The sequence below is a fragment of the Paenibacillus sp. FSL H7-0331 genome (assembly GCF_001956045.1).
Window position 1 is genome coordinate 90,146 of sequence record NZ_MRTH01000030.1, and the last position, 7,517, is coordinate 97,662.

Below are 7,517 nucleotides of genomic sequence, written 5' to 3' on the forward strand. Positions count from 1 at the left end.
TCCCTACCAAAGACCGCTGCCGAATTTACGTGCAATCGCATTGGCCGCAAGAACAAGAATCAATCCAATCAACGACTCGAAAAATCCCATTGCTGCTGTCGCACTAAACTGCGCTCCCTGCAGTCCTACCCGGTACATATAGGTGCTGATGACATCAGCTACTTCGGACACCACAGCATTTTGGAGGACATAAATATGATCAAAGCCGACCTCCATAATTCTTCCCATAGCTAGAATGAACATAAGCACAATCGTCGTGCTGATACCTGGTATTGTAATATGCCAGATTTGCCTCCACTTGCTCGCTCCATCGATGCTGGCCGATTCATACAATGCCGGGTCAATCGTCGTCAAGGCTGCCAAGTAAATAATCGCGCTGAAGCCCATCTCTTTCCATATTCCCGATCCCACATAGACAGTAATCCATGAAGTAGCATCATATAGGAAAGGAAAGGGCTTGCCGAACCGTGCTTCAATCCAATGGTTAATTGTCCCCGATTCTACGGAAAACAAGGTGACTACAAAACCCCCGATGATGACCCAAGAAAAAAAATGCGGTAAATAGACAATCGTTTGCACAGCACGTTTAAACCAGGTTTTCCTTACTTCATTCAGCAAAATTGCCAGCAGGATGGGAAACGGGAACCCGATAAATATGCTTAAGCTGCTCAAAACTAACGTATTGCGAATAATTCGCACCGTTGTTGTTTGGCTAAACAAGGTTTCGAAATTTTTCCAACCGACCCAAGGGCTCCCGAATACACCGTCAAAAAAATTGTAATCCTTAAAAGCAATGATCAAACCACCCATCGGCACATACTTGAAAATGACATAATAGAGCATTCCCGGTATAAACATCAGCAGCAAAGGAAGGTTGGACTTCCATCTGCGGCTCCGATTGATAGCTTCGCTCGACTTCCTGGCTGGATCCGATCGAATCCTACTTGTATGATCTAGTTGTTGGTTCATGTACGCTCGTTCCTTCCTTCTTTTGGCTAACTGAAAACGTAAGCTTGCTCTAATTATAAGAAAAGGCTGCCGGTATTACCTTGAATAACTTACGATGTTTCTTTGAATATCTTCGATCTTTTCAAATCATCTCTATAATCATCCTGTAAAAAGCAAATAACCCCTGTTCTATGAGCTGAACAGAGGTTATTTAGTCAAACATGCTGTGCAAGGGAGTGTTACTTCTACAAACCTTTACGGAACTCGCTGGGTGATTGCTTCGTCGTTTGCTTAAACACAGCAGCAAAATAATTCGGGTCTGCGTAACCGACCGCTTCGGCGATTTCAGCAATTTTCATACCCGTATTACGCAGCAGCATCTTGGCTTTGTCGACTCTTACCTTCGTCACGTAATTCGTGAAGCTCTCACCCGTATCCTTCTTAAACAAATTGCTGAAATACGTCAAACTCAAATGTACATGCTCAGCAGCTTGGGCAAGTGTGCATTCATCCATATAATGCTGCTCAATGAAACGGATTGCCCGCCCAATCAGGTTATCGTTATTAAGCATCAACCAGCGGCTCCACTCGGCAAAGAAGCGTTCAACTTGCTTCTCTGTCCAAGCCATGATGGCAGCAGGTTGCTGTAGCGGGTGCAACTCGCTGACTCTTGCCGCAAAGTCTTCCTGTGCCAAGGATACACCGAGCTCTCTTCGCTCGGTTTCCTGAAAGGCGCTGGCAATCGTCAGCGCCTCCAACTTCATTTCGGCAATGGGCTTGTCTTGCAAAGCACGGACAAGAGAAGCTGCATACTGCTGCAGCTCGCTTGATTTGCCCAGCAGAATGAACGACATCACTTCATTCAATATGGTTTTGATGCTGCTGTAGTTTAAATCCAGGTTGCCCTCTATAGCAGCAGTGCTCATCCTTTCCTCCTGTTTATAGGTGAAACGCTGCAGCGAAGACGAAGGATGCGCTTTATCGTAAGCCTCTAAGCCCTCCTGGTACATTTGATGCAGGGCTCCCATACCTTCCAAGCGACCTGAGTAATGAGTAAATAAAGGAATCGCCAGCAGCTCTTCTATGATCGTAACCAGCTGGGAGAAGAAGGAATGAGCTGACTGGGACGGGTTCAATAGCAGCACGAACTGGTTTACTTGCACGGATACGATACGTCCCTGCAGCCCGGATTGCTCGAACAATTCCTGCATAATATTCATAATCGAAAACTGCAGAAGCTTCAAGTCCTCGGGTCGATACGCTTTTGATTTGGGAAAATATGAAATGACGCACACACACCAAGCATCCATCCCGTTATATGCCTCTGTTAGTCGCTCCGCGTCCATTGGCGGGACAGGAAGCTGCAGCATTTGTGAACGAAGTACATTCTCCTCCATGCGGCGCCTTTCCTCGTTTTGCATATCCCTTGCTCGCAACCGTGCGTAAAGCTGCTCATACACCTCAGTCAGGATACGGCATACTTCCTTTTCTGGACAAGGCTTCAGCAGGAAATCTTTCACCCCAAACCGAAGTGCAGCTTGTGCATATTCAAAATCTCTGTGCCCGGTCAATATAATGACTGCTGTATTCGGTCTATTACGGTGAATATATTCAGCCAGTTGAATACCGTCCAATCCAGGCATTCGAATGTCGGTCAGCACCAGATCGGGCGCATGGTCGCCAAGCTTAACGATCGCTTCCTGCCCATTACTCGCTTCACCGACAATCTCCCAATGTAATGCGTTACTCTCGACCAGCTTGCGCAAACCTTTACGAATCAGTGGCTCATCGTCAACGATCAGCAACGTTCCCTTCATCTCGTTCTCCTCCTCTAGCCGTCTCTGTTGGTTGAAGCCTATCGCAAGGCAGCAGCAAGGTTACCGTAGTACCCTGACCAATAATCGAACGAATTTCCGCACGATACGGGCTACCATAGATCAAGTCGATCCGCCGCAGTACACTGCGCACCCCTACACGATTTCGCTTCTGAAGGCGATCCTCTCGCTGATGGTCCTGTGTGTCCGGTTTGGAATCTACCTCGATTGCTTCCCGTATCACGGCAAGCTGCCCCTCATCTATCCCGCATCCGTTATCAATGATTTCAATAACGAGCATATCGGGATTGTGCACCACAGCTTGCTGCATAATATCAGTTCCCAAATTTTCCCTGTCCGAACTTGAAGCATTTGCCGTTCGCCTATAAGCTTTAATTAGTAACACACGTCCATTCAGCTTGTCTGCAAAAGCATGGATAAAAACATTTTCTACCAAGGGTTGCAGCAGCAGGCGAGCGATCTGGCATGTTTCCACCTCTTTATCAATTTGGATGATTGTCTCCAGATCCTCACTGAAACGCGCTGACTGTATGGCCAGGTAGTTACGCACCTGATGGATTTCTTCACCTAGCGTAGTTTGTGTCCTTGCTGGTTCCAGCGCATAACGCAGCATCTCAGACAGTGACACTACAAGCCCTGCTGTTTCCCGGTCATCCCGCAAATACAATTTCCAATAGATCGTATCCAGTGTGTTGTACAGAAAATGCGGGTTTAATTGCGCTTGAAGCGCTGTTAGCTCAGCTTCCCGTTCACTAAGCTCACGCTCGTAAACCTCTTTGATCAATGCGTTAATATTCGTTGCCATCCCGTTAAATACTTGGCCCATGTAAGCAAGCTCATCCTCAGTCTTAATCTCGATTTGCGTCGTAAAGTCACCCTCTTTAACGCGCCTCATCCCCAGAATCAACTGCTTAAGCGGCTTCAACAGCCTTTGGCCTGCAACCGTAACCAAAATCGCAGACAGCAGCATACTAAGTAAACCCAAGTAAATGGCAATCTGAAAAATAATTTCGCTCTTAGCTCGAATATCACTTAAGGAGACGCGGCTGACCAGTTTGAAGTCAACTTGATTGGATCGGCTTTTGGCATAGAGATAGGATTCTCCTTGATCCTCAACCACCGTTTCCGCATCCAAGGCGGATAATGGGAGTAGATCCAGCGGCTTGGCAATATCGGTATAAACAAGGCGGTCCTGCTTATCGTAAAGAAACACATTGGCGTTCTCGGTGTTAATTAAGCCTTGCAAATCTTCGGAAAATAGCGACTGATCGAACAACATGACCATAACCCCGTAAATCTCCAAATCTTTGGATTTCATATAACGCGCCGCCAATATCATATTTCGGTAACCAGAAGTTTCAACCAAGCTTGGTAATTGCATGGGGAACCAGACCAAATCCCCGGACGTGCTCTGCAGCTTGAGTTTGACCGAATTGTATACCTCTTTATCAAGTGGCAAAAGCACAGCGGAGGGGCCACTGAAATAAAATCCGTTATCCTGCAAATCGAACAAATACATCGAATACAGCTTAGGCTCATCGTTCTTCACCTGATTCAACAACCGATTTAATTCATCCTGATCTGATAATTGTGTGTACGTCTCCCGGACCTTCGATAAAGCTGATCGCTGCAAAACTTCCTGTACGTAAGGATGGAACACGATGTAGTTAGACAGGCGATAAATATCCCGAATCTGCAAATCAAGCCGTGCCGCCGCCTGCTCGTTTGCTTTATAAAACTGCTTACTGAGCTCTGAGGTAAACAGCTTAAGATGAATCTTATAAGACACATACCCACTCAAACAAAAGGTCAGCATAATAATAACCGATAAATTCAACACTAGCCGATGGGAAAAACTTTTTTTGGAAAAAAAGCGATTATTGAACAAGGTATGGATCTGATCCTTCCACTTGAAATTTGAAATACTATAATCTATTACATGGAAATGCAAAATTAATGAAGGGAACTCTATTTTATCCAACACCATCTCTTTACGTCAAATAACTTTAAGTGCTTGCACATATGTGCTTGAACGCAAAAAGAGTGCCTTCAGGCACTCCTTCCTTCGAAATCAATGACACAAGTCGATTTTGTTCTCAAAAAATATTATGAAATCCTTCCCATAAAGAACGTAACATCAGGCGGAACCACCCTGCCTTTTCCATCTCTTGCGACGAGACCAAGTTAACGGGATTCTCTTGGATGTTTTCCATCCCCTCAATTTGGTAGGTATAAGTAATTGTCCCCGTTTTTGTTCCTACATGAAAAGGAGCCGTGAGCTCATCTACCACAATGCTCGTCTTTAATGAAAGCTGAGATCCATCGATCCCTTTTGGAACTACCTGATAACTGTAACTTGATTTGTCGTTTTTAATGCACTATTTTTTATGTTTTTGTAATATGCTTTTGGCGCTTTCTGTACAATGATATGTCGTTTCACATGTTTATTGTAAGATGAACTGTCGCAAGATGATCGTTACTTGCACAAAAAAACACGTTGCCAGTTTGGCTCGTGCTTTTTGAACAATAATGCTCCTAAGACGCCTTTAAATTGTATACAACGCTTCTTCTGCGAATTGTATCGTATTCTTCAAGTTTGCCTTCAAATGGAACTGTACCTAAGTACAAAACTTTGATATTAGTCTCATTCACAAGCCATGACATAAACAAGAAATGATTCAATAATAACCTATAAGAAATTAAAAGGTTTTGTGAATCATCAATAACTAGACACCTACAATTTGATAACTTTTTAATAGGAATGTTTTCAGATCAGCTTTAGGCATATTTCTGTAAAATACCATTTCCTCTCTCAATAATGATAGAATAAACTCCCTTTCATTATCAATATAAGGAGCTTGAGTTAATATTATTGAAGTTTCGTCAGTGTTCAAATATTTAGATTCTCTTATTAGTTCCCTTGCAAAAGTTGTTTTTCCAATACCCGTAGAACCATCAACAAACATAAAATTAGCTGGCGAATGATTAATTAATTTTTCGAAACTTTGTTTGAGATCTGTAAACATATTAATTAACTCCCCCATTGATAACATTATATTACGCTTTCGTTATCACCAAATATTGGAATAATTATACTTGTTACTTTATATAATTTTCTTATTCTTTTCTCAGAAATAAATATCCGTTTTTTGTTCTATCATGAAGTTATGTGGAAAGTAGCTCGACTCTTAGTCGGAGTAGTTCGTAATGCCTAAGCCTATAACCCAAACGTCGAGGGAGTTGAATCCAAACCAACAACCTTAAGCAGGCGAACCATAGACCCACATATAGATTGTAGCTCTTTTACCAAATCAGTTTTATATGACTCGTGAGAGGGATTAGATTCCACGCTTTCGTTCGTAAACTCAACAACAGGTATGACATGAGATCGCTGCTAATATGCTTCATCGTTGGACAAAAGAAGTTGAAGCAGGTAAATTTGGAAATACTTCACTGGATGCGGGTACAGCCCTAGAATCCAAGGTGCTCGTAAAAGAAAAAGACCAACTCAAGAAACTACTTGGTGAACAAGCGCTAGAGATCGCTATACTACGTGACTTAATAAAAAAGAAAAACCCTCATTTGCTGACAAAGTTGAAGTAGCCGAATGCTACATCAACCAGGGATACGCCATAACGCTTGTACTAAGATTGGTGAAGATTCCAAGGTCCAGTTATTACTACTATAAGAACGGTAGAGTAGCGAATAAAGCAGTGAGTGAGGGACGCCCCATACCCGGATATTCCTATCAACAAAACGGTAAAAGAATAGCAGATGAACAGATTCAGGAGTGGCTGATGGAGCTTATATCAGGCGATGGCTACAACTACGGGTACTGCAAATTAACCGTCATCCTTAGGCGAGAATATAAGCTTAAAATCAATAAAAAGAAAGTATACCACCTGTGCAAAAAGCTAGATATATTAAGGCCACAACGCAAAATAGTCACAAAACACCCAAGGAAACAACCATTTTAACGCACATTGATTTTTTAAGTGAACAGATCATCCTACTCGATCAGGAAGTCGCTACGAGTGTCGTTCCCTTTCATGACGAAGTCGACCGTTTAGATTCAATCCCTGGGATAGCCACTCGAATGGCGGAACAAATCTTAGCGGAAATTGGGACGGATATTAAGAAACAGTTCCCTAGTGCTGCGCATTTATGCTCATGGGCTGGACTCGTACCTGGACATAACGAAAGTGCTGGAAAACGGAAGTCAGCCAAAGCCAAAAACGGAAACAAATATCTGAAATCTGCCTTAGTAGAAGCCGCCCATTCTGTTGCAGCGTCAAAAAACTACCTAGGTGCCATGTATAGACGTACAGCTGCACGAAAAGGCAAAAAACGAGCTGCCATAAATGTGGCCCATGCTATGTTGAGAATAGCCTACTATCTATTAACACGTGAAGAAATGTATGTGGATCTGGGCGAAGATTATTTTGACAAACAGAAGCAACAATCTATTGTAAAGTACGCAGTTCGGCGACTAGAAAACTTAGGTTATTCTGTGACCATAACTGAAGTCTCCTAATTATTCAAAATGCCTATCTTCTCATTTCGGGCGCAGCACCCTTTTTAAAAAATGAGTGCGCGGCGTCTTCTTTACTATTGTCTTTTTACAGTAACAGAGATTTAATTTTCATGGGAGCTTAATCAATTGTCAACCAAGGTTCAGTCCTCCAGATAGACTTCCTGGCAACAAAAATTGTGTTTGCATTAATGCTAATGAAC

7 protein-coding genes are annotated in these 7,517 nt (G+C 43.1%); 3 read left to right on the forward strand and 4 right to left on the reverse strand.

Annotated features, from left to right (window positions below):
• Positions 1 to 3: 3 nt before the first annotated feature.
• The 4 genes from BK127_RS30740 to BK127_RS30755 form a co-directional block, all read right to left on the reverse strand.
• Positions 4 to 969, reverse strand: a complete 966-nt coding sequence (locus tag BK127_RS30740) for an ABC transporter permease (RefSeq protein ID WP_076235922.1) — start codon at positions 967 to 969, stop codon at positions 4 to 6.
• A gap of 224 nt (positions 970 to 1,193) precedes the next feature.
• Positions 1,194 to 2,765 (reverse strand): response regulator, encoded by a 1,572-nt coding sequence (locus tag BK127_RS30745; protein ID WP_076235923.1) that lies wholly within the window; start codon positions 2,763 to 2,765, stop codon positions 1,194 to 1,196.
• Complete coding sequence (locus BK127_RS30750) at positions 2,740 to 4,584, reverse strand: sensor histidine kinase (RefSeq protein WP_179097664.1); 1,845 nt, start codon at positions 4,582 to 4,584, stop codon at positions 2,740 to 2,742. The genes BK127_RS30745 and BK127_RS30750 overlap by 26 nt, the downstream gene beginning before the upstream one ends.
• A gap of 925 nt (positions 4,585 to 5,509) precedes the next feature.
• Positions 5,510 to 5,809, reverse strand: a complete 300-nt coding sequence (locus BK127_RS30755; protein WP_076235925.1) for a P-loop NTPase family protein — start codon at positions 5,807 to 5,809, stop codon at positions 5,510 to 5,512.
• A gap of 373 nt (positions 5,810 to 6,182) precedes the next feature.
• On the opposite strand from BK127_RS30755, the gene BK127_RS44555 reads away from it, so the two are divergent.
• From BK127_RS44555 to BK127_RS30770, 3 genes are all read left to right on the forward strand, one after another.
• Complete coding sequence (locus BK127_RS44555) at positions 6,183 to 6,386, forward strand: hypothetical protein (RefSeq protein WP_076235926.1); 204 nt, start codon at positions 6,183 to 6,185, stop codon at positions 6,384 to 6,386.
• A gap of 194 nt (positions 6,387 to 6,580) precedes the next feature.
• Positions 6,581 to 6,760 (forward strand): helix-turn-helix domain-containing protein, encoded by a 180-nt coding sequence (locus tag BK127_RS45825; RefSeq protein ID WP_076235927.1) that lies wholly within the window; start codon positions 6,581 to 6,583, stop codon positions 6,758 to 6,760.
• Positions 6,688 to 7,317 (forward strand): transposase, encoded by a 630-nt coding sequence (locus BK127_RS30770; RefSeq protein WP_256711521.1) that lies wholly within the window; start codon positions 6,688 to 6,690, stop codon positions 7,315 to 7,317. Before BK127_RS45825 ends, BK127_RS30770 begins: the two co-directional genes overlap by 73 nt.
• The last annotated feature ends 200 nt before the right edge of the window (positions 7,318 to 7,517 follow it).